The organism is Emcibacter sp. SYSU 3D8 (assembly GCF_039655875.1).
GTDB lineage: Bacteria > Pseudomonadota > Alphaproteobacteria > SMXS01 > SMXS01 > RI-34.
This window is the reverse complement of sequence record NZ_JBBYXK010000001.1, coordinates 826,409-848,817: the sequence shown is the minus strand read 5'-3', so window position 1 is coordinate 848,817 and position 22,409 is coordinate 826,409. Positions and strand designations below refer to the sequence as shown.

Annotated in this window: 15 protein-coding genes; 13 read left to right on the top strand and 2 right to left on the bottom strand. The window is 63.9% G+C overall.

Annotation, left to right across the window (positions count from 1 at the left end; translation table 11 throughout):
• Nucleotides 1-45: 45 nt before the first annotated feature.
• From WJU21_RS04055 to WJU21_RS04045, 3 genes are read left to right on the top strand one after another with little or no spacing between them, the layout of a single operon-like run.
• A complete protein-coding gene (locus tag WJU21_RS04055) occupies nucleotides 46-1,347 on the top strand; it encodes a TolC family protein (RefSeq protein WP_346322096.1) in 1,302 nt (433 codons plus the stop codon).
• On the top strand, nucleotides 1,344-2,861 hold the full coding sequence (locus WJU21_RS04050; RefSeq protein WP_346322095.1) for an efflux RND transporter periplasmic adaptor subunit: 1,518 nt from the start codon (nucleotides 1,344-1,346) through the stop codon (nucleotides 2,859-2,861). Before WJU21_RS04055 ends, WJU21_RS04050 begins: the two co-directional genes overlap by 4 nt.
• Nucleotides 2,858-6,040, top strand: coding sequence for an efflux RND transporter permease subunit (locus tag WJU21_RS04045; protein WP_346322094.1), 3,183 nt, complete (start codon nucleotides 2,858-2,860; stop codon nucleotides 6,038-6,040). The genes WJU21_RS04050 and WJU21_RS04045 overlap by 4 nt, the downstream gene beginning before the upstream one ends.
• Before the next feature lie 365 nt (nucleotides 6,041-6,405).
• On the opposite strand, the gene WJU21_RS04040 is transcribed toward WJU21_RS04045, so the two are convergent.
• Nucleotides 6,406-6,678, bottom strand: a complete 273-nt coding sequence (locus WJU21_RS04040; protein WP_346322093.1) for a metal-sensitive transcriptional regulator — start codon at nucleotides 6,676-6,678, stop codon at nucleotides 6,406-6,408.
• An 81-nt stretch (nucleotides 6,679-6,759) separates the two neighbouring features.
• Between WJU21_RS04040 and WJU21_RS04035 the strand changes: the two genes are divergently transcribed.
• The 9 genes from WJU21_RS04035 to WJU21_RS03995 all read left to right on the top strand — a co-directional run bounded on the left by WJU21_RS04035 (nucleotide 6,760) and on the right by WJU21_RS03995 (nucleotide 19,998).
• Nucleotides 6,760-9,078 carry a copper-translocating P-type ATPase gene (locus WJU21_RS04035; RefSeq protein ID WP_346322092.1) on the top strand — a complete coding sequence of 773 codons (2,319 nt, stop codon included), beginning with the start codon at nucleotides 6,760-6,762 and terminating at the stop codon, nucleotides 9,076-9,078.
• A gap of 21 nt (nucleotides 9,079-9,099) precedes the next feature.
• Nucleotides 9,100-10,827 (top strand): copper resistance system multicopper oxidase, encoded by a 1,728-nt coding sequence (locus WJU21_RS04030; RefSeq protein WP_346322091.1) that lies wholly within the window; start codon nucleotides 9,100-9,102, stop codon nucleotides 10,825-10,827.
• Nucleotides 10,824-11,930, top strand: coding sequence for a copper resistance protein B (locus tag WJU21_RS04025; RefSeq protein ID WP_346322090.1), 1,107 nt, complete (start codon nucleotides 10,824-10,826; stop codon nucleotides 11,928-11,930). The genes WJU21_RS04030 and WJU21_RS04025 overlap by 4 nt, the downstream gene beginning before the upstream one ends.
• A gap of 690 nt (nucleotides 11,931-12,620) precedes the next feature.
• Nucleotides 12,621-13,856 carry an acyl-CoA dehydrogenase family protein gene (locus tag WJU21_RS04020; protein WP_346322089.1) on the top strand — a complete coding sequence of 412 codons (1,236 nt, stop codon included), beginning with the start codon at nucleotides 12,621-12,623 and terminating at the stop codon, nucleotides 13,854-13,856.
• Between the two features lie 294 nt (nucleotides 13,857-14,150).
• Nucleotides 14,151-15,158, top strand: coding sequence for a TIGR00341 family protein (locus WJU21_RS04015; protein WP_346322088.1), 1,008 nt, complete (start codon nucleotides 14,151-14,153; stop codon nucleotides 15,156-15,158).
• Between the two features lie 39 nt (nucleotides 15,159-15,197).
• Nucleotides 15,198-16,661 (top strand): dicarboxylate/amino acid:cation symporter, encoded by a 1,464-nt coding sequence (locus WJU21_RS04010; RefSeq protein WP_346322087.1) that lies wholly within the window; start codon nucleotides 15,198-15,200, stop codon nucleotides 16,659-16,661.
• Between the two features lie 69 nt (nucleotides 16,662-16,730).
• Entirely contained in the window at nucleotides 16,731-17,975 is a 1,245-nt protein-coding gene (locus tag WJU21_RS04005) for an amino acid permease (protein WP_346322086.1), read from the top strand.
• A 148-nt stretch (nucleotides 17,976-18,123) separates the two neighbouring features.
• Entirely contained in the window at nucleotides 18,124-19,029 is a 906-nt protein-coding gene (locus WJU21_RS04000; RefSeq protein WP_346322085.1) for a sodium:calcium antiporter, read from the top strand.
• A 111-nt stretch (nucleotides 19,030-19,140) separates the two neighbouring features.
• A complete protein-coding gene (locus WJU21_RS03995) occupies nucleotides 19,141-19,998 on the top strand; it encodes a universal stress protein (protein ID WP_346322084.1) in 858 nt (285 codons plus the stop codon).
• Between the two features lie 73 nt (nucleotides 19,999-20,071).
• On the opposite strand, the gene WJU21_RS03990 is transcribed toward WJU21_RS03995, so the two are convergent.
• Nucleotides 20,072-21,088: an aldo/keto reductase gene (locus WJU21_RS03990; RefSeq protein ID WP_346322083.1), complete on the bottom strand. Its 1,017-nt coding sequence runs from the start codon at nucleotides 21,086-21,088 to the stop codon at nucleotides 20,072-20,074.
• 164 nt (nucleotides 21,089-21,252) lie between these two features.
• Between WJU21_RS03990 and corA the strand changes: the two genes are divergently transcribed.
• Entirely contained in the window at nucleotides 21,253-22,407 is a 1,155-nt protein-coding gene (gene corA / locus WJU21_RS03985; protein WP_346322082.1) for a magnesium/cobalt transporter CorA, read from the top strand.
• Nucleotides 22,408-22,409 lie beyond the last annotated feature (2 nt).

Here is a 22,409-nt window from a genome sequence, read left to right as displayed (position 1 = left end):
CCCGGACAAAGCCGGGTGCCTTCTGCTCATGTCTTGGAGGAAACCATGACGCGAAGGGAATGGCCCGCCTCGTGCGGAATCGCCACGCTTGTTCTGTTGGCGTTTGTCTGGGCTGTGGGGGGGCAGGCGCGAGCGGCACCCTTGAGTCTGTCGCAGGCGCTGAGGTTAGCCGATCAGGAAAGTCAGGGTCTGGTGGCGGGGCGTGCCGAGGTCGCGGCATCCAGCGAAGACGCCAAGGCGGCCCAACAGCTACCAGACCCGGTATTGTCGGCCGGCATTCAGAACCTGCCATTCACAGGCGCTGACCGATTCAATTTCAACCGCGCTGACATGACAATGAAGACCATTGGGCTGTCGCAGCAGTGGGTCGGCCGGTCAAAGCGCGCGGCCCGCGCCGAACGGGCGCAGCTTCGAGGCGCCGTCAACATGGCGCAGGCGGACGCAGATCAACTGGGGATACTTCAGGAGGTGGCCACGAACTGGTTCGCGCTCTTGCTGGCCAAGCACGAAGAGCACCTGCTGGATCAGGATAGGCACCTGCTGACCACTCTCATCGCCGGTGCGGAGGCGAGTGTTGCTTCCTCTACCATGCCCGCCGGAGATGCCATTGCCGCCCGTCAGGCATTATTGGAACATGACAACGAACACGCCGAGTTGGATGCCAGGATTGGCTCCCTGAAAGCAGCGCTTTTCCGGTGGACGCTTGTGGCTGACCCGGAACCCAGCGGCACCTTGCCAGATTTCACAATGGCGCCAGCCGATCCCGCTCAGCTTGAGGTCTTGGTTCAGTCACACGCCGCCGTTCTGGCTGCGGCTGCGGCATTGCGCGCCGCCCAAGCCGATACCGCGGTCATGCGGGCGGAGCGGCATCCCGACTGGACGGCTAAACTCGGTTTCGGCCAACGGGATGGTGACAGATCGCAGATGGTCTCGCTGATGTTCTCCGTGCCGCTGCCCATCAACCGGGCCGCGAGGCAGGATCGAGTGGTGGAGGCAACCCACTCGCGTGAGATAGCTGCCGCGGCGAAGGTCGAGGCTGCGCGCCGCAAGGCTTTGGCCGAGATCCGCGGCATGTGGGCGACATGGCAGTCGGCGACAGACCGGTTGCGGCGCTTTGACGACGCACTGGTGCCGTTGGCCAGGCAACAGGCCGATCTAGCAGCTGCTCGCTATGGTGCGGGAACCGGTAGTCTCGATGACGCCATCCAGGCTGATCGCAACCAGATTGACGTCGGGCGGGAACGGCTGGCGCTGCTGGGTGATCTCGGTCGCGCCTGGGTCAGCCTGATGCTGCTTGATGCCGACCGCACGCGATCTTTATTCCGGACGAATGAGGCAAGCCAATGAACCGCAGGACACTTCAGGTTCTGGTTACCGGGGCGGGCGTTCTCGCCGCAGCGGGCTTCGGCTACTGGATCGGTCATCGTACAGCGCCATACGGCGCTCCCCCATTATCGGTGTCATCTGGCAAGGCCGGCAGCGAGAGCAGCAAGCAGGTTCTTTACTGGCATGATCCGATGGTGCCGGGCCAGCGCTTCGACAAACCGGGCAAGTCGCCGTTTATGGACATGGACCTGGTACCAGTCTACGCAGACGAAGAAGCCGCTGCCGGTGTCAAGATAGACCCTGCAATGGCGCAGAACCTGGGGCTACGCACGGCCAAGGCCTCGCGTCAGCGGTTCGGATTTTCAATCGAGGCGCCAGCCACCGTCGGCGTACCGGAAGGCAACGACGTTCTGCTACAGGCACGTACCGCCGGAACCATCGTCAGCGTGCATGTTTCCGGCAACTACGCGACGGTAAGGCGGGGTGATCCGCTTCTTACCATCACAAACCCGGAGCTGCTTGCCGCGCTGCGCGAATATCAAGTTCTCAACCAATCGGGTTCATCGGACCTTGCGCCACTCCGTCAGGCGGCAATACGGCGACTCAAGGTTCTTGGTGTCGATCAAGCCAGCATTGAAAAGGCTGAACAAGGGCTGGCACCCGACCTGACATTGGTACAACACGCACCGGCCTCCGGCATCGTTCGAGAGCTGGGAGCGCGAGAGGGAATGACCGTCGCCCCCGGACAGATGCTGGCAAGGATATCACCACTGTCTCCGATCTGGATCGAGGCGGCGCTTCCCGAGTCGAGTACCGGTTCGATCCATCCTGGGGATACCGCCTCCGTTTTGGCACCGGGTTTGATGGACATGCCGATCACGGCCAAGGTCGTCGCCGTTCTTCCCGCCGTTGACCCCGTGACGCGTACGCGAGGCGTGCGGCTTGAGGCTTCCAACCGTGACCTGACGCTGGTGCCGGGCATGACGGCTCGGGTTGTCTTTGAGGAGGGTGCCGGAGAACAGGTGCTGGCCGTACCCGACGAGGCGATCATCCGCACGGGAACACGCACGCTTGTCTACGCGCAAAATGACGCGGGACGATTTGTGCCGCTCGAGATCGACGCAGGGCGGACGATCAACGGCCAGACCGAGGTGCGCTCGGGCCTGATGGAAGGAGCGACTGTTGTCAGCTCGGCGCAGTTCCTGATCGATTCCGAATCCAACCTGCGAGCGGCGGGTAAACGGGTGCAAACGCCGACACGACCGGACCCCATTCCCGCAGCGAAAGTTGGCTATGAGGGCAATGGCGTGGTGACCGGCTTGACGGCTGACGCTGTTACCCTGCGCCACGAACCGGTGGCTGCATTGGACTGGCCGGCCATGACCATGACGTTTGCGCTCGCGCCTGACATCAAGACAACAGTGCCCTTAGGCACGGCGGTGCGCTTCCGCTTCAAGATGGATGCCGGAAAGTCGCCAACCGTCACCTGGCTCGAGCCGGTTGCGGGCCCCGCCGGCGTGGGAGACGAACCGTGATTGCCGCGATCATCCGGTGGTCGGTGGACAACCGCATCCTTGTGCTGCTGGCGGCGGCGGCGATCACGGCCGGGGGGATCTGGGGTATCCGAGCGACACCGCTGGACGCACTGCCTGATCTATCCGATGTGCAAGTCATTCTGCGTACCACCTACCCCGGCCAAGCTCCCGACCTGGTCGAAACCCAGGTCACCTACCCGTTGACGACGACCATGCTGTCGGTGCCTGGCGCGAAGACCGTGCGGGGGTACTCGTTCTTCGGTGACTCCTTCGTCTACATCCTGTTTGAAGACGGCACGGACCCGTATTGGGCTCGCTCACGCGTGCTGGAGTCGCTGGCGCAGGTGCAGAACCGGCTGCCGCCATCGGCTCGCGTCGCCATGGGGCCGGACGCCACCGGTGTGGGCTGGATCTACACCTATGCGCTCGTCGATAGAACCGGGGGCCACGACCTTGGGCAGCTTCGCTCGCTGCAGGACTGGTTCCTTCGCTACGAGCTGAAGACCATTCCCGATATCGCCGAAGTTGCCAGTCTGGGCGGCATGGTGAAGCAATATCAGGTGCTGCTCGATCCGGTCAGGCTGCTCAATGTCGGGCTCACCGCCGCGGATGTCATAGCGGCGCTCAAGGGAGCAAATGAATCGGCCGGCGGCTCGGTGCTTGAACTGGGCGAAGCCGAGTACATGGTGCGCAGCCCCGGCTACCTGACCGGCGGCACTGATATCGCTAGCACGGCCGTCAAGACCGGATCGACGGGTGGCCTCGTTCGCGTCGGCGACGTAGCGACCGTACAAGTCGGCCCGGAGATGCGCCGGGGCGTCGCGGAACTCAACGGGCAAGGTGAAGTTGCCGGGGGCATCATTGTCTTGCGGTCGGGAAAGAATGCCTGGAACGCGCTCCAGGCGGTTCATGCCCGGATCGAGACGCTACGCAAGAGCCTGCCACCGGGTGTCGAGATCGTGACCACTTACGACCGTTCCGACCTGATCGGCCGCGCGGTCGAGACGCTGACACACAAGCTGATCGAGGAGTTCATCATCGTCGCGCTGGTGTGCGGTTTGTTCCTGCTCCACCTGCGCTCGTCATTCGTTGCCATCGTCACGCTGCCGCTGGGAATACTGGCGAGCTTCCTCGTCATGCATCTGCAGGGCCTCTCCGCGAACATCATGTCGCTGGGTGGCATCGCCATCGCCATCGGCGCCATGGTCGATGCCAGCGTGGTGATGATCGAGAACGCCCACAAGCATCTGGAACACTGGCGCCTCCAGCACGACGACGCGGAGCCTCCGCCTGCCCAGCGTTGGGCGATCATCACAAGCGCCGCGGTCGAGGTCGGGCCGGCGCTGTTCCTGGCGCTGCTGATCATCACCCTGTCGTTCATCCCGGTGTTCTCGCTGGAAGCCCAGGAAGGCCGGCTGTTCTCCCCGCTTGCCTTTACCAAGAGCTACGCGATGGCCGCCGCTGCCGGTCTGTCGATCACTCTGGTGCCCGTGCTCATGGGCTACTTGATCCGGGGACGTATCAGGAGCGAGGCGGAGAACCCGGTCAACCGCGTGCTGGCGCGGCTTTATGCGCCTTGCCTCGACTGGACGATGCGCCGCCCCAGGACAACCTTGTTGCTCGCGGCCGTCATCCTGGCGGTGTCGGTCGTTCCGTTGACGCGGCTTGGTTCCGAGTTCATGCCGCCGCTGGATGAAGGCGACCTGCTCTATATGCCCACGGCGCTGCCCGGGCTCTCCATCGGCAAGGCGACGCAGCTGCTCCAGCAGACCGATCGGATGATCATGACCGTGCCCGAGGTCACCTCGGTCATGGGCAAGGCCGGGCGGGCGGACACGGCGACCGATCCAGCGCCGCTGGAGATGTTCGAAACCACGGTGCGGCTCAAGCCCCGGGAACAATGGCGACCTGACATGACCATGGACCGGGTTGTGAGCGAGTTAGACGCGGCCGTGCGGGTGCCGGGCCTTACCAACGTTTGGGTGCCGCCAATCCGTAACCGTATTGACATGTTGGCCACCGGCATCAAGAGCCCGGTGGGTATCAAGGTCAGCGGCCCGGATCTCGTGACCATTGACAGCCTGGCAGCCAACATTGCAGATGTTGTTCGATCCGTGCCTGGCGTCACCTCGGCGTTTGCCGAACGGCTGGCCGGTGGCCGATACGTCGACATCGAGATAGATCGCACGGCAATAGGCCGCTATGGGCTGACCTTGGCGAGCGTACAATCGTTTATAGCCACGGCTATCGGCGGCGAGCCCGTCACCGAGATAGTTGAAGGCCTCGCGCGCTACTCCCTGAACGTTCGCTATCCCCGCGAGATCCGTGACTCTGTCGATGGATTGCGTCGATTGAACATGCCGTTGCCGGGCGGGGGCCTGATCCAGCTTGGCGACATTGCGCAAATTGGCATTACAGATGGCCCCGCCATGATTCGCAGCGAAAATGCCCGACCGTCGGGCTGGGTATATGTGGATGTACGGGGGCGTGACCTGTCGTCTGTCGTGGCGGACCTGCGGGCAAAGGTTACTTCCAACGTGAGGTTGCCTGCAGGTTACGCGGTGTCGTGGTCGGGGCAGTTCGAATATCTCGAACGCGCAGCCAGCAAGCTCAGGCTGGTCGTACCCGCAACGCTGCTCATCGTGCTGGTGATGCTTTATTTGACGTTCCGTCGCTGGGACGAAGCGCTGCTCCTGCTGATCACGCTTCCATTTGCGCTGGCCGGGGGGCTCTGGCTGATCTGGCTGTTGGGGCACGCGGTATCCGTGGCGACAGCGGTGGGCTTCATCGCCCTGGCGGGTGTTGCTGCGGAGTTCGGGATCGTGATGCTGATCTATCTGAAGGCGGCCTGGGAACGCAAACAACTGGCGGAAGAGGATGACGACGCCAGCCTGCTGGCGGCGGTACGAGAAGGGGCGCTGCTGCGCGTCAGGCCCAAGGCGATGACGGTGGCAGTCATTCTGGCGGGCCTACTGCCGATACTCCTGGGGGCGGGCACTGGTTCGGAAGTAATGCAACGGATCGCGGCGCCTATGGTCGGCGGCATGATCACAGCGCCGCTTCTGTCGATGATCGTCATTCCAGCCGCATTCGTTCTGCTCAGGCGGAGGTCTAGAGGAAAAGATCCCGCGCCCATTAGCAAAGCCAGAACACCTGTGGATATCGGGACGGCTGTGTGATTGCTTACGAAACACGGCTTCAGGTAATGAACACCAGCAGCCATCGGATGAGGAGCCTCGGCTCTTGGTCTCGACCATGGCAACGACTTCCATGGCTCCAGAAACGAACGTCAGCGCGCCTGTGGCCCCCGCTTGGCCACGCGGCCGAACAGGTTGGCGATGATGCCAGCGCCCAGTTCGCCGCCGGCGTAGCCAAAGTCACGCCAGAGGCGGCAGACGTTCAATGAGCGACGGGTGCAACGCCTCTGCAACAACCACTGCGGTGCCCAGGCTGAGCAGGACGCTGCGACAGCTTGACCCCACACTCCGGAGACGATCAGCCCTTTGCACTCCAAGCGTTCGCTCAAGGGGCCGGTCACTGTCTGTCAACGAGACCGCGCGAGCATATCGAGTAGCTCATCGATCTTCTCGTTCCGAGCCTCGTCAGTGCCGCTCAGAATGGCGTTAGCGACACAGTGGCTGATGTGATCTTTCAGGATCTCGTCTTCGACCTGCTTGAGCGCTGCCTTGACCGCCAGCAGCTGGGTCAGGACATCGATGCAATACCGGTCACCTTCGATCATCTGGCCAATCCCGCGGACTTGGCCTTCGATGCGCCGCAGCCTCGTCTGGCAGGATTTTTTGGTTGTCGCATTCATGCTTGTCAGATACCCCCAGGGGGTTTATAAGATACCCCCATAGGGTATGTAGGGAGCCCTCTCCAGACAAGGGAATTTCCGATGAGCTCACACGACCACTCGGGCTGCAAGGTCGATAAGGCAACACCGAAGCCGGGCGCCCATGATGGTAGCGGCGACCATTCGCATGGCGGAGTAACTGGCTCCTGCCATGGCGGTCATGGCGGCACCGAGGCGGCCGCGGCACATGGCCATTCAGGCCATCACAGTGCGGCGCCCGTCGTTGATCCGGCGACCGTGCCGGCGGGAATGCAATGGACCTGCCCGATGCATCCCGAGGTCGTACGCGACGGCCCGGGTTCCTGCCCGATCTGCGGCATGGCTCTCGAGCCAATGATGCCGGTGGCCGGGGCAGGCCCCAACCCCGAGCTGGCAGACATGTCGCGGCGTTTCTGGATCGGCCTCGCGCTCACGTTGCCCGTCGTGGTTCTGGAGATGGGCGGGCACTTCCTCGGCCTCAACCACCTGATAGGACAGAGTCTGGGCAACTGGCTCCAGCTGGGCCTGGCGACGCCCGTGGTGCTGTGGGCCGGTTGGCCCTTCTTCGAGCGCGCCGGGCTCTCGCTGCGCACCATGAAGTTGAACATGTTCACGTTGATTGCCATGGGCACCGGCGTCGCCTGGCTCTACAGCATCGTGGCCACGGTGGCGCCCGGGATATTCCCTGCGGAGTTCCGGACTCCGGGCGGCGCCGTCTCGGTCTACTTCGAGGCCGCTTCGGTGATCACCGTGCTGGTTCTCCTGGGGCAGGTGCTTGAATTGAGGGCGCGGGAGAGCACGGGCGGCGCGATCAGGGCGCTGCTCGACCTGTCGCCCAAGACGGCCCGCCGGATACTCGCTGACGGTTCTGACGAAGAGATCCCGCTGGAGCATGTGGTCGCGGGAGATCGCCTACGTGTGCGCCCAGGCGACAAGGTGCCTGTCGATGGCACGGTGGTCGATGGCGCCAGCGCAGTCGATGAAGCCATGGTCACGGGCGAATCCCTGCCTGTGGAGAAGGAGCACGGGTCGAAGGTGATCGGTGGCACGATCAACCAGACAGGCGCCCTGGTCATCACGGCGGATCGTGTGGGCCGTGACACCATGCTTGCGCAGATCGTGCAGATGGTCGCGGAAGCGCAGCGCAGCAGAGCGCCCATCCAACGCCTCGCCGACATTGTCTCCGGATGGTTCGTGCCCGCCGTCATCGCGGCGGCGGTGGTGGCCTTCGTGGCGTGGGCGATCTACGGACCATCGCCCGCGTTGACATACGGACTGATTGCCGCCGTCTCGGTATTGATCATCGCGTGCCCCTGCGCTCTCGGCCTGGCGACGCCAATGTCGATCATGGTCGGCGTGGGCCGCGGCGCGCAGGCCGGGGTGCTGATCAAGAACGCCGAGGCGTTGGAGCGCTTCGAGAAGATCGACACGCTGGTCGTGGACAAGACCGGGACACTCACCGAGGGCAAGCCGAAGGTGGTGGCGATCCACGCCGCTCCCGACGCCGACGAGCTTGAGTCGTTGCGGCTGGCCGCGAGTGTCGATCGTGCCAGCGCCCACCCTCTCGCCGAGGCTGTGGTGCGCGCGGCGATCGAACGGGGTCTCACGCTTGAAGAGCCGTCACGCTTCCAGTCTGTCACCGGCAAGGGCGTTCTAGGCACGGTTGCTGGCAAGGAAATCGTGATTGGCAGCAGCCGTCTGCTCGCCGAGCATGGCGCTCAAACGGACTTGCTGGAGGCGGCGGCCGATCGTCTCAGGTCGGACGGTGCGACCGTGATCTTCGTTGCTATCGACGGCCGTACGGCGATTGCCATCGGTATCGCCGACCCGATCAAGCAGTCGACCCCCAAGGCGATCGATGCGCTCAGTGCGGTGGGCGTCGCGGTCGTGATGCTCACTGGCGATAACCGCAAGACCGCCGAGGCAGTGGCGCGCCGGCTTGGCATCACGTCGTTCGAGGCCGAGGTGCTGCCGGAGGACAAGGCCCGCGTCGTCGCTCGGCTGCGGGCCGAGGGCAGGGTCGTGGCGATGGCCGGCGACGGCGTGAACGACGCACCGGCGCTGGCCGCCGCGGACGTTGGCATTGCCATGGGCACGGGTACCGACGTGGCGATGGAGAGCGCCGGCGTCACCCTGCTGAAGGGCGATCTCACGGGCATCGTGCGCGCCCGCCACCTGTCGCGGGCAGTCATGCGCAACATCCGCCAGAACCTGTTCTTCGCGTTCGCCTACAACGTGGCCGGCATCCCGATCGCGGCGGGAGTGCTCTACCCTGCCTTTGGAATATTGCTCTCGCCGATCGTGGCGGCGGCGGCCATGGCGCTCAGCTCGGTCAGCGTCATTGGGAACTCGTTGCGCCTTCGCGCGATGGACTTGGACTGAACGCAAGACAAGGAGCGTACGATGAGCCGCTTGATCACGAGGCGCGGGCTTCTGGGCGCCACGGCCGCCGGGCTCGCCCTGAGCGGGTTGATGCCCGCGTGGGCACGCTCCGGGTCGCCCGGCCTCGGCCCGGCAATGCCGCTGCTGTCAGGAAATGAGTTCAGGCTTCGGGTGGGTCACAGCCCGTTCTCGCTCAAAGGACGAACGGGTCATGCCATCACCCTCAACGGGGTCTTGCCCGCGCCGCTGATACGTCTTCGGGAAGGCCAGCGCGTGCGCATTCATGTCGAGAATGGCCTCGACGAGGATACGTCGATCCATTGGCATGGGCTTCTCGTGCCGTTCGAGATGGACGGCGTGCCGGGCGTCAGCTTCCCAGGCATACCCGCCGGCGCGACCTTCACCTACGACTTCTCGGTCATACAATCGGGCACCTACTGGTATCACAGTCACTCCGGTCTTCAGGAGCAGATGGGCCACTACGGCCCCATGATCATCGATCCGGACGGAGCAGATCCGGTCGAGTACGACCGCGAGCACGTGCTGGTGCTGAGCGACTGGAGTTTCATGCACCCGCACGAGATTTTCACGCGGCTGAAGCAGAAGGGCGGGTTCTTCAACCGGCAAAAGCAGACCATCGCCGGCAGGCTGCGCGACGCGGGCGGCATGACCCAGCAGGACAGGGCCATGTTCGCCGGCATGCGCATGGATCCGACCGACATCGCGGATGTGACTGGTGCCGCGTACGACTACCTGATCAATGGACATGGGCAGGTTGACCGCTGGACGGGGCTCTTCTCGCCAGGCGAGCGCGTTCGTCTGAGGATCATCAACGCCGCCGCCCAGACAATCTTCAACTTCCGCATTCCCGGCCTGCCCCTGACTGTCGTGGCGGCCGACGGGCAGAATGTTCGACCCGTCACCGTCGATGAGTTCCAGATCGGCAACGCCGAAACCTACGACATCATCGTGCAGCCTGATACTGACCAGGCGTTCTCGGTCGTCGCCGAGAGCATCGACCGTTCGGGCATGGCGGTCGCGACGTTGGCGCCGCGGATGGGAATGTCGGCGCCGGTGCCGATGCTGCGCGAGCGGCCCCTGCTCGGCATGAAGGACATGGGCATGGATCATGGTGCCCATGGCGGAGCACATGCGCATGCTGCATCCGGTGAGGCCAAGGCCGGCCATGATGAGATGGACATGCGGGATGAGTCGAAGGTCGCGTTCGATCCCGGCGTGGGCGTCGACATGATCTCGCCCAACCCGGTCGATCGCACCGGCGAACCGGGCATCGGTCTGGAAGACGTGGGCCACCGGGTGCTGACCTACCGTGACCTGGTTTCACTCGCACCTCGCGCCGATCGGCGAGTGCCGTCTCGGAACATCGAGATCCATCTGACCGGCAACATGGAGCGCTTCATGTGGTCGATCGACGGCGAGAAGCTCAGCGAGCGCCCCGAGCCTTACCGTCTTGCCCGGAATGAGCGTGTGCGCCTCACCCTGATCAATGACACGATGATGACGCATCCGATGCACCTGCATGGCCACTTCTTCGAGATCGTCAACGGCCATGGCGCGCACCAGCCGTTCAAGCACACGGTCATGGTGTTGCCCGGCGGGAAGGTGAGCCTCGATCTGACGGCCGATGCGCCGGGCGACTGGGCGTTTCACTGTCATATGCTCTACCACATGCACGCGGGCATGATGCGCGTCGTCACGGTGCGGCCTCTCGATGGAGGCGCCGCATGAGGACGTTAGCCGCACTGCTTGTCTGGACTGCGATGGCGACATCGGCCTTGGCGCAGCATAGCCACCAGGGCCATGCGGCGCCGGAGGAACCGGTCAACCCGCACGCTGGGCATGTGGGGCACGGCACCGCGCCCGCCACGGGACAAGGTCAGCCCGCTCCGATGGTGCACCCTGAACCCGGGCATATGGACGCTGCTCCCTCCGGCGACGCCGGCCCCGCTCTGTCTCCGGGCGCGGACGGCCATGGCGCCCATCAGGGGATGGATCATCAGACAGAGCCGGCGCCCCACGCCGAGCCTACGAACCAGCACGAGGGTCACTCACCCGCAGCGAGTGATGGCGAGGGGGCGGCCGTACCTTCCGGCCCGGCCCCGGCTGAAGCGAGCGCAGGACCGGCACATGCTGCCGATACCGTGTTCGGTGCATCGTCGATGGAGGCCTCGCGGCGCGAGCTTCACCGCATGCACGGGGGTGGCAAGGCCTACAAGGTGATGATCGATCGTCTGGAAGGTCGGGTTCGCGGCGGACACGACGTCATTCTCTGGGACGCGCAAGCCTGGTACGGCGGCGACATAGACAAGGTCTGGCTCAAGACGGAGGGCGAAGGAGAGTTTTCCGGTGGCGTCGAGAGCGCTGAAGTACAGGTGCTGTGGAGTCGCGCCGTTACGCCCTGGTTCAATCTCCAGGCCGGCGCGCGCCACGACTTTCGGCCCGATCCGGAACGGACGCATCTCGTGCTCGGCCTCCAGGGTCTTGCGCCTTACTGGCTCGAAGTCGACGCTGCGTTGTTTCTCTCGGACAAGGGAGACCTGACCGCCAGGCTCGAGGTGGAGTACGACCTACGCATTACGCAGAGGCTGATCCTTCAACCGCGAGCCGAACTGGAACTGAGCGCCCAGCAGGTGCCGGAACTCGAACTCGGGAGCGGCCTCAACAAAGCGGAACTGGGGGTGCGGCTCAGATACGAAATCCGGCCTGAGTTCGCGCCCTATGTCGGCATCGAGTACGAGCGGGCGTTTGGCGAGACAGCCGACCTGAAGAGGCTGGACGGTGAAAAGGCGGGCGATTGGTTCCTGACCTTCGGCGTCAGAGCGTGGTTCTGATGCGTCGAAAAACTTACTTCAGTGCTTGTGATCGTTTTCCTTCGTCGCGCGAGAGAGCGACCTGAAGCCCGTTACAGGTTTGCGCCAGCCGGTCAGGAACTTTGGCGCTCCACGTCATCGACCTCGATATGGGCGCAGCAGTGTATCTGTTCGCGGGCTTGAGATGGTGGGGTTGGGGCGACTGTGTCGGGGCGTGCCTGACTGTTGGCCAGTGGCTACGGGGCTATCAGACCTTGCCATCGTTACACAGATCGTTACACAATGGCCCTTCGAGGCCCGTTTCGACGGCCCGCAACTCGCAGAAATCTTAGGGTTTGCGAAATTGGTGGAGTTCCCGTCTGGCTCCACAATTTTCCCCTGAATGACACCCGGTAAATTCTACTCGGCCGTGCCGAGACCTCAAATCGCGACCGGGGCGTCCGTGCGGCGGGGTCGGTGCGACAATACATCATGATCCACGCGCTGCGCCCGAAAACGTCCGCGGAACGGGACGACGGCCGCGCCGCATCGCTTTGCTGGCCAAAGGCGGCAGGGGGTGTCACCGTTGCCCCGCTGGGGTGGCCGGTGGAATATGGGCGGTCGCCTGGCGCAGGCTCTAATCCCAAACGGTCGGTGTTCCACACACCTATCGACCTCACAACGCGCATACATCGCCTCCGCCAGACGGAGAATCGGGGAGACATCACGTAAATGGTCAAAGCTGAAATTATCGAACGCCAGAGAGCGATTTCGAAGACGCCCATGCTCGAGCGGATCGCGTCCATCAGGGACTCACTCGTTGCGGCGGGGGACGAGGCCCAGCAGCTTCGGCACCTGCCGGGGTGGGCGTCGAAGGAGATGGCGGAAATCGGGCTCTATCGCTATGCATTGCCCGCCGAGCTTGGCGGCGAGAATCTTCGGGCGCGCCAGCAGATCGAGATCGTCGAGGCGGCAGCCGCCATCGATGGATCGGTCGGCTGGTGTGTCCAGATCTCGTCCGAGATCAATGCCCTGGTCATCCGCCAGATGGGGCCGGCGCTGGCGACCGAGATCTTCGACGACTGGTATGCGCTGGTGTGCTCAGGCCATGGTCCGGCAAACGGGCCCAACCCGGGGCGCAAGGCCCGGCGGGACGGAGATGGCTGGCGCCTGAACTATCAGGGCAGTTTTGCCAGCGGCTGTCAGAACGCTACATGGAACTACCTGATGGGTCCCATGTGCGTCGATGAGGCAACCGGCGAGACCGCCCAGGCCTCGTTCATGATCCCCAAGGGCGAATTCGAAATCGTCGATACCTGGAATACATCCGGCATGCGCGGCTCGGGCAGCCACGACGTGCGGATGGTGGATTGTTATGTCCCGCCCCATCATCTCCTGCCTGGTCGATCGCTGGCGCCCAGCGAGCTTTGGGACAACCCGACCTACCGGAACCCGACCCATGCCATCTACAACAAGGCGGCGGTGGCGCTGGGCGTGTGCCGGGGCGCCATCGACAATTTCATCGGCTTGGCCATGGGCAAGGTGCCGTGGGGCCTCAGCACGTCGCTGAAGGATCAATCCGTGGTCCAGTACCGGGTCGGCGAGGCGCAGGCCAAGCTCATGGCCGTGCGCAGCTTCGTCATGGAAACGCAGGACCGGCTCGAGGACCATCTCGGGCCGCTGCCGGCGAAGGGCGGCCGCCTGATGCCGGAATGGGAATATTTCTGGCCGGCACTGCTGGCCTGCGCCCATGCCGCCCAGACCTGCCGGGAAGTCGTCAGCATGATCAACAACACGGCAGCCACCACCGGGTGCCGGATGGACAGCCCGCTCGAGCGTCAGTTGCGGGACGCGCAGCAGGCGGCAAACCATGCGCTGATATCGTACCGGCACTATGAACAGCTGGGCGCGACATTCCTCGGTCACCCGCCCGCGAGCAGTTACCTTGCTCTTTGTGAGCCGGTCTGAGCCCACAGTCGAGAAATTCGCGACATGGCAACCGGTCTGGAGGACGCCTTGCGGCCTTCAGGCCGGCCGGCATTCGCCTGCCGGTGGCGTATCTGGCGTGCCGCCGTCGTCCTGCCGACGACAGGGGAGCATCCAGCAACGCCTGCTATTGCGTTCGCCGCGAATATCCAATCCAGCTAGTATGAGGCGACCGGGCAACCGACTTCCGATCCGATCGGCGGAATCCTCCATCGGCCGCGTGCCCGGACATTATTGAACGAGATCGGCGTTCACGACGGGAAGGCGTCGGTGTGAATGACGTACCGCGTTATCGACATTCTGGCCCCGAGCGGCAGTGCCGATTCACTGCTCGCACTGGCGGAGCAGCACAAGGCCATCGAATATTATGTTTCTCCCTGCGGCGAGCAGGAGCCGAGACGCTGTGTCGTCCGGATCCTGTGCGAGACCAGCCGCGTTCAGGTCATGACCGATGCCGCCGAGCAGGTGCTGGGGAAGGGCGATCCCTGGCGGATCGTGACCTTGCCGGTCGAAAGCTTTGCGCCGAAGGCCCTGCCCGACGATGCGGACGAGCCGGCCGCGTTCCGGGTCGGCGCCGCCAGCCGCGAGGAAATCTACGAGGAAGTGGCGCGCAACGCCCGGCTGGATTCGGACTTCCTGATCCTCACGGTGCTGTCGGCGGTGGTGGCGTCCATCGGCCTGCTCAAGAACAATGTCGCCATCATCATCGGCGCCATGGTGATCGCACCCTTGCTGGGCCCGAATCTTGCGTTTGCGCTGGGCACGGCGCTGGGCGACCAGAAGCTGATGCTGTCGGCCATCCGGACCAACGCAGTCGGCCTTGGCCTGACCATCTCCCTTGGCGTCGTGACGGCGCTGTTCTGGGTGAGCGATGTGGGCGGGAGCGAACTGGCCAGCAGGACCACCGTCGGCTATGGCGATATCGCGCTGGCGCTCGCCTCCGGCGCGGCGGCCGTGCTGTCCCTGGTATCGGGCCTGTCCAGCACGCTGGTCGGCGTGATGGTCGCCGTCGCGCTGATGCCGCCGGCGGTCACCTTCGGCATCATGCTGGGCGCGGGCGAGATGCAAAAGGCGATGGGCGCGATCACATTGCTGAGCGTGAACGTGGTCTGCGTCAACCTGGCGGCGCAGACCGTCTTCGTCAGCAAGGCAATCCGGCCGCGGACATGGTGGGAAAAGCAGGCATCGAAAAAGTCGGTGCGGACGAACTTTGCCGTGTGGCTGGCTCTGTTGGGCGCGCTGGCGGCCGCCATTGCCTGGCTGCAGGGAATCGGGGATTTATGATCCGCGGCTGCGGCTGGAGCCGGCCAATGGAGTACGCCGATGCCTGAACCGGACGACGATCGCCGCCGCAGCCGGCAGGAGCAGGCCTTTGCGGTGCTCTACCCGCATTCCCTGAAATATCTGAGCGAATCCCTGCACGTCTTGGTGAAGGGGCGGCTGTGGCTGCAGGTCATCGTCGGCATGGTGCTCGGGCTGGCGACGGGTATGGCGCTGGGCCCATCCACCGGGTGGGTCGATCACGATCTGTCGACCCGCATCACGAACTGGCTGGCGTTTCCAGGCCAGCTTTTCCTGGCGCTTATCCAGATGATCGTGATCCCGCTGGTGTTCGCGTCGATCATCCGGGGGCTCTCGGCCAGCGAGAATCTGGATCAGTTGCGCCGGATGGGCTCGATCGTGGTGGTCTATTTCGTCGCCACGACCGCCGTCGCCATCACCATCGGCCTCTGGCTGGCGCTGCTGATCGAGCCGGGCCGCTACGTTCCCGGCGATGCGCTGCTCCAATCGTTCAATATCGATGCCGCGGCCCAGACTTCGGGGACCCGTACCCCGGCCTTCGATTCCCTGCCGGAAAAGATCATCACCCTGCTCCCCAGCAACCCGCTGACCTCGATGGTCGAGAGCAACATGCTGCAGGTGGTGATGTTCTCGGCCATCGTCGGGGCGGCGCTGGTCATCATGTCGCCGCGGCAGTCCAGGCCACTGCTCGAACTCCTGGGGTCGGTGCAGGAAGTGTGCATGACCGTGGTGCGCTGGGCGATGATGCTGGCGCCGCTGGCGGTTTTCGGCCTGCTTGCCCAACTCACGGCGCAAATCGGACTCGATGCGCTGGCTGGCATGGCAGTTTACGTTGGCGTCGTGCTGCTGGGATTGTTTCTGCTGCTCTGCATGTATCTGGCGATCGTGTTTCTGGGCGCGCGAATGCACCCGCTGCGTTTCCTGCGCGACATCCGGGAGGTGATGCTGCTGGCGTTCTCAACCTCCAGTTCGGCCGCGGTCATGCCGTTGTCCATCCGGACGGCCGAGGAAAGACTGGGGGTGAGGCCGTCGGTCTCGCAGTTTGTCATTCCTGTCGGTGCCACCCTCAACATGAATGGCACCGCGCTCTATCAGGGCGTGGCAACCATATTCCTGGCGCAGGTCTTCGGCGTCGAGATCGGCTTCAGCGGCTTGCTGCTGATTGTCGTCACCGCCGTGGGCGCCTCGATCGGTTCGCCGGCGACGCCGGGAGTAGGGATCGTCATCCTGTCCATGGTGCTGACATCGGTCGGGATACCGCCCGCAGGCATTGCCCTGATCATCGGCGTCGACCGGATCCTCGACATGAGCAGGACGGCGATCAATGTCAGCGGCGATCTGGTGGCGTGCGTGCTGATGAACCGCTGGGTCGGGGGTGAAAACACCCCGGAGGAAATCGCCGGCCTCGAGGCTGCGGCGGTGCGCCAGAAGGCGGAGACGGGTGAAAACGTCACGCTCGAGCAGGGCAAGGGGAGCGGCGGTTGAGCGAAAGGCCGCTTTTACCATCGTCTGCCGGTGCTCTAATGTCCTTCAGTATGAAGCAAGTGTCGTGCGATGTCGGATAAGGCCGCGCTGCCGGCGGAGGCGCCGCGAGGCCTGACCCGAACCCTGTCGCTGACCCATGCGGTGCTCTACGGGCTGGGTGTAACGATCGGTGCGGGCATCTATGTCCTTGTGGGGGTGGCCGCAGGACGCAGCGGCATGCACGCGCCGCTGGCCTTTGTCGGCGCCGCTTCCGTCATTGCGCTGAGCGCCGCCAGCTTTGCCGAACTGGGCACCCGCATGCCGGTAAGCGCCAGCGAGGCCGCCTATGTGCAGGCGGCCTATCGGCGCAACTGGCTGAGCCTTGCCGTCGGGCTGCTGGTTGTGTTCACAGCCGTCATATCCGCAGCGACCATCAGCGTCGGCAGCGCTGGCTACATCGCCGTGTTCGTGCCGTTATCCGAGCCGGTGATCGTCGCGGGCGTGGTTCTCTTCATGGGCGTGATCGCCTGCCTCGCGACGATCCAGTCGGTGACCTTCGCCGGGGTGATGACGCTGATCGAAGTAGGCGGGCTGATGCTTATCATCGGCGCCGGGTTCAGCGTTGCGCCGGCGGCGTTGACCCGCCTGCCGGAGATGTGGCCGGCATCCACCGAACTTTCGGTCTGGATCGGCATATCGGGCACCAGCCTGATCGCGGTCTTCGCGTTCATCGGCTTCGAGCATCTCGTGAACATCGCCGAGGAAATCAAGGATCCGCGGCGTACGCTGCCGCGCGCACTGTTTCTCACGCTCGGCATAACGGCGTTCATTTATGCAGCGGTCGTCTGGGTGTCCCTGATCGCTGTGCCGCCGGAGGAACTGGCTACTTCCTCCGCGCCGCTTGCGCTGGTATTCGAGCGCCTGACCGGGATGCCGCTGGCCAGCATGAGCCTGATCGCCGTGGTCGCGACGTTGAACGGCATCATCGTCCACATGATCATGATCGCACGGGTGATCTATGGTCTTGCGGACCGCGGGCATCTCCCGCCCGTGCTCAAGGGGCTGAGCCCGGTGACGGGAACTCCGCTGCTGGCGACGGCGATCGGCGTGGGTGCGATCCTGCTGTTTGCTCTCGTCGTGCCCATTGAAGGTCTCGCGGACTGGACGGCGCGGCTGACGCTGGTGATATTCGTGATCGTCAATCTGGCGCTCATCCGGATCAAGCGGCAGGAGGCGGCGCCGCCGCCCGGCGCGTTCATCTGCAAACCCTGGGTGCCGGTAGCGGGGCTGATATCGAGTGCACTGCTCCTGGTGCTGGACCTGTTCATGCGCTGAAGGCCGCCATGCCATCGACTTCCTTGCCGAAGCCGGGGAATATGAGGGCAGCCATCGCGGAAGGCCGTAGCCTTTACTAGGCGCCCTATGCCGATGGGCGGATATCACGCAAAGGCAGGAAGTGACTGTTGCCTCCACCGCCATATTGATGACCCTGGCCGCCATTCCCGTTGCGGCGCTGGGCGGCGATCTCTTTCTCAAAGGCATGCTCGGCCTGGCCACCTGGTCCCGTCTGCCCCGGTTTCTCGTGGCGACCACCCTGGCTGCATTCGCGACATCGAGTCCCGAACTGACGCTGTCGACCATGGCGGCGCTGTCCGGCAAACCGGAAATCGGCCTGGGCGACGCTCTGGGCAGCAATGTCGTCAATATTGCCCTGATCCTGGGCCTGTCGCTCGCCTTTGGCGCAATGCCGGCGAGCCTTGAAGGGCTCCGGCGCGATTACTTGCTGGCTGTAGCCACGCCTCTCGTCACCCTGGTGTTGTGCCTCGACGGGACAGTATCGAGACTCGATGGCGGGATATTGCTTGCTCTGTTCGCGTCATGGCTCGCGATGGTCTTTCGCCAGGGCATCGCGTCGCGGCGCACCACCGAACACGCGCCTCAGTCCGAAATCAGTCTGGTACTGGCATTGCTCGGCGGCATTGCCGGATTGGCGTGCCTGATCCTCGCTGGCATACTTTTCGTCGACGGCGCATCGGACATCGCCGCCGGCCTCGGGGTGCAGGACTATGTGATCGGTGCGACCATCGTCGCGATCGGGACATCCATGCCTGAACTGGTCACGACGCTGCTCTCGCGCCTGCGCGGCCAGCACGATCTGAGCCTGGGAATTCTTCTCGGAAGCTGCCTGTTCAACGGGCTGGCGGTAATCGGGATCGCATCCGCCATCCAGGCCATCCATGCGCCCCAGCCAGAGGTTGGACTTGCGCTGGTCTTCGGCGTGGTTGCGGTGCTGATGATGCAGCCGCGCGGTGGCGAAATCGCGCGGTACCGCGGCGCCATCCTGCTCGCCCTGTACCTGGCCTTTGTCGTGACGACGGCGGCAATGTGACGCGTCTGCCGGGGACCTGGCGCCGGAACGTGTTGGCCAAACGGCGCACTGGCTTTAGCATGCCCATTCCATGATGGGCCACAGTCGGGAGAGTTTGATGGAGTTGGTGAGATGCGTGTGATCCTCGTGCCGGTGGCTGATCGGCCGGAGTGCGTCCACGCTCTGAACACCGCTTTTTCCCTGGCGCGGCAGCTTGGCTCGAATGTGGTCGGCTGCCATATCAGGCCGCATGCATACTCGGAGGTCGCACTGCCGGCCGGACTGGATGCCTATGCGGAATACGACGTGGCCTGGGAAGCCGTTTGGTCGGGCAAAAAGGCTTCACCGGGCTCGGCCGAGGCCAAGGTGCTGTATGCCAGGATGGCTGAAGACAACGGGTTTTCGATGATCGCCAAGCCTCGCCGGGAGGCCGGCGCCGTCTGGATGGAGAAGGCAGGGTCGCCGGACAGAATCCTTGCCATCGAGGGGCCGGTCTCCGATCTGGTCGTTGTTTCCAGGCCGGCACAAGGCGGCGGCACGGTGGCCCGCGTGGTCTTGATGGCGGCGCTGCTGAATTCCTCGAAGCCCGTTCTGGTGCTGCCGCACTCGCGTCCCAGTGTGACCGGAAAGCGTATCGCCATTGCCTGGAACCAGAGTCCCGAGGCGGCGCGGGCGGTCACGGCGGCGCTGCCGCTCCTGCAGCTTGCCGAACAGGTCAGCATCATCACCTCGGGCCGAGAGACGAAGCCGGGCCCCAAATCATCGCAGCTTGCCAATTATCTCCGATTCTGGGGAATCGACAGCAAGCGCGTCACCGTACGGAAAGCACATGATGCGCAATCGATCCTCGACGGATATCGGAGCAGCAAGTCCGACCTTCTCGTCATGGGCGCCTACAGCACCAGCCGCCTGAGGCAGCGCATGTTTGGCGGTGTCACGCAATTCATGCTGCAGCATGCCGACATACCGGTCTTCATGCTTCACACATGAGGCTGATGCGCTGCCTCATGCGTGAAGATCCGGCCGGCAAGCGGCTTGCCCCTGGCCGGCCGCCAGGGCGGCCTTATCCCATCGGATAGAGGATTTCCTTCGACACCTTGTCGATGGCATCCATGACATCCTTGCTCAAGGTCAGGTCCGCGGCGGCAAGAATGTCGGGCACCTGTTCGACGGTCGTCGCCCCGACGATGGTCGACGCGACGAAGTCGTGCTGCTTGCTCCACGCCACTGCCATGGTCACCGGCGACATGCCTGCCTCGGCGGCGATATTCATGTAGCGGGCGGTGGCATCCACGCTCTTGTCGTTGACGAAGCGCCTCGCCATGGTCGCCTGACGGCCGCCCATGCCGAGATAATTGGTAAACCGCGCGCCTTCCGGGCGGGCGCCGTTGTTGTACTTGCCCGAAAGCACGCCGCCGCCCAGCGGTGAATACGGGATCAGGCTGACGCCTTCGTTCCTGCAGGCCGCCGCGAGTTCGTCCTCGAACCGGCGGTTGTTCAGGCTGAAATTGTTCTGGATGGTCTGGTGCCGCGCGTAACCGCCGCGCTCGGAGGCGGCGATGGACTTCATCAGGCCCCAGGTGGTCTCGTTGGAACAGCCGACAATGCGAATCTTGCCGGCACGGATCAGGTCGTCGAGCACTTCCATGGTCTCGTCATAGGGTGTGCCATGATCCGGCCAGTGGGTCTGGTAGAGATCGACGTAATCGGTGCCCAGCCGCTTCAGGCTGGCCTCGAGCGCGCGGGTGATATTGTGGCGGTCGAGCGCGGTCATGCCGGCGCGCAGGGCGCCCTTGATCCAGCCGTGGCTCGGGCCGCAGACCTTGGTGGCCAGGATGATGGCGTCCCGGTCCTTGGTTTTCATCCACCGTCCGAAGAACTCCTCGGTGCGCCCGGCATATTTCGGATCCGGCGGCACCGGATAATTCTCGGCCGTATCGAAGAAGTTGATGCCGGCATCCAGCGACATGTCGAGGATCCTGAAGGATGTCTTCTCGTCGGCCTGATTGCCGAATGTCATGGTGCCCATGCAGATGTCGGACACGGTGATAGGGCTCTTGCCCAGGCGGCGGTACTGCATTCCTATTCTCTCCCCGAAGATATGTATGCGGCGGCAGCTTAAGGGGGCGTGCCCGGCTTGGCCAGCCCTCCGATCCGGGCGGTAACTTGTCAGGCAGCGGCCCGGCGTTTCCAACGTTTCGGCGGCGTGCTACATCCATGGGGCACCATCGGAGGAACGGCGACGTGAAACCTGAGGGGAATGCCATGGCCGGCGCGTCCAGCATGCCGGCGCGCCACAAGCGCCGTCACAAGCGCCACGACCTGCTGAGTCTTATCCGCCACCACAAGAAGTCCGTCGACATGCCGGCAGGCACCATCGCGGCCGACCAGGAAGCGGCCCCGACCAGTGTCCGCACCGTGTCCTACGATGCCGCGGCGCTCCACGAACATGATGGTGTGGCGCCGTCCCAACTGGCGACTCTGCGCAATGCCAGCGACGTCCTGTGGATCGACGTTACCGGCCTGAGGGATACCAGGACCATAGAGGAAGTCGGCGCAGCCTTCGGTATCCACAAGCTGACCCTCGAGGATATCACCAACACCCACCAGCGGCCCAAGGTCGAGACCTTCGACCATTACGTCTTCATCGTGATGAAGATGCTGGACCATTCGGATGCGGGCCTGACCGAGCAGATGGCGATCATTGTGGGCGACGACTATCTGATCACCTTCCAGGAACGGCCTGGCGATTGCTTCGATGCCACCCGCGCGCGGCTGAAGCGTGTCGGCGGCCAGCTCCGCTCGGAGGGGCCGGACAGGCTGGCGCATGCGCTGATTGATGCGGTTATCGACAATTTCTTCCCGCTGCTCGAGAACTACGGCGAGTTGATCGAGAACCTGGAAGACCTTGTGGTCTCCCAGCCGGAGCCGTCGCATGTGGAGCGTCTGCACGCGATCAAGCGCGACCTGCTGGAAATCCGCCGGGCGGTGTGGCCGACTCGGGAGTTGGTCAATGCGCTGATCCGCGACGAACATCACCTGTTCTGCGACAGCACCCGGATCTATCTGCGCGATTGCTACGACCACGCCATCCAGCTGATGGATATCGTCGAGACCTACCGCGAAATTGCCTCGGGCCTGCTGGACGTCTACCTGTCGAGCATGAGCGCGCGCATGAACGAGATCATGAAAGTGCTGACGATCATCGCGACCATCTTCATTCCGCTCAGCTTTTTCGCGGGCATCTGGGGCATGAACTTCGAGAACATGCCCGAATTGAAGGAGCCGTGGGCCTATCCGGCCGCACTCGCCTTCATGGCGACAATCGCCGGCGGTTTGCTGGTGTACTTCAGGCGCAAGGGATGGCTGGGCGAACGCGCACCGCGGAAAGCGGAATAGAG

Coding starts and splice junctions, on each gene's coding strand:
- WJU21_RS04020 (WP_346322089.1), top strand. CDS start 12,621: ATGGTCAAAGCTGAAATTATCGAACGCCAGAGAGCGATTTCGAAGACG.
- WJU21_RS04035 (WP_346322092.1), top strand. CDS start 6,760: ATGAGCTCACACGACCACTCGGGCTGCAAGGTCGATAAGGCAACACCG.
- WJU21_RS04010 (WP_346322087.1), top strand. CDS start 15,198: ATGCCTGAACCGGACGACGATCGCCGCCGCAGCCGGCAGGAGCAGGCC.
- WJU21_RS04005 (WP_346322086.1), top strand. CDS start 16,731: ATGTCGGATAAGGCCGCGCTGCCGGCGGAGGCGCCGCGAGGCCTGACC.
- WJU21_RS03990 (WP_346322083.1), bottom strand. CDS start 21,088: ATGCAGTACCGCCGCCTGGGCAAGAGCCCTATCACCGTGTCCGACATC.
- WJU21_RS04040 (WP_346322093.1), bottom strand. CDS start 6,678: ATGAATGCGACAACCAAAAAATCCTGCCAGACGAGGCTGCGGCGCATC.
- WJU21_RS04030 (WP_346322091.1), top strand. CDS start 9,100: ATGAGCCGCTTGATCACGAGGCGCGGGCTTCTGGGCGCCACGGCCGCC.
- WJU21_RS04015 (WP_346322088.1), top strand. CDS start 14,151: ATGACGTACCGCGTTATCGACATTCTGGCCCCGAGCGGCAGTGCCGAT.
- WJU21_RS03995 (WP_346322084.1), top strand. CDS start 19,141: ATGCGTGTGATCCTCGTGCCGGTGGCTGATCGGCCGGAGTGCGTCCAC.
- WJU21_RS04025 (WP_346322090.1), top strand. CDS start 10,824: ATGAGGACGTTAGCCGCACTGCTTGTCTGGACTGCGATGGCGACATCG.
- WJU21_RS04000 (WP_346322085.1), top strand. CDS start 18,124: ATGACCCTGGCCGCCATTCCCGTTGCGGCGCTGGGCGGCGATCTCTTT.
- WJU21_RS04055 (WP_346322096.1), top strand. CDS start 46: ATGACGCGAAGGGAATGGCCCGCCTCGTGCGGAATCGCCACGCTTGTT.
- WJU21_RS04050 (WP_346322095.1), top strand. CDS start 1,344: ATGAACCGCAGGACACTTCAGGTTCTGGTTACCGGGGCGGGCGTTCTC.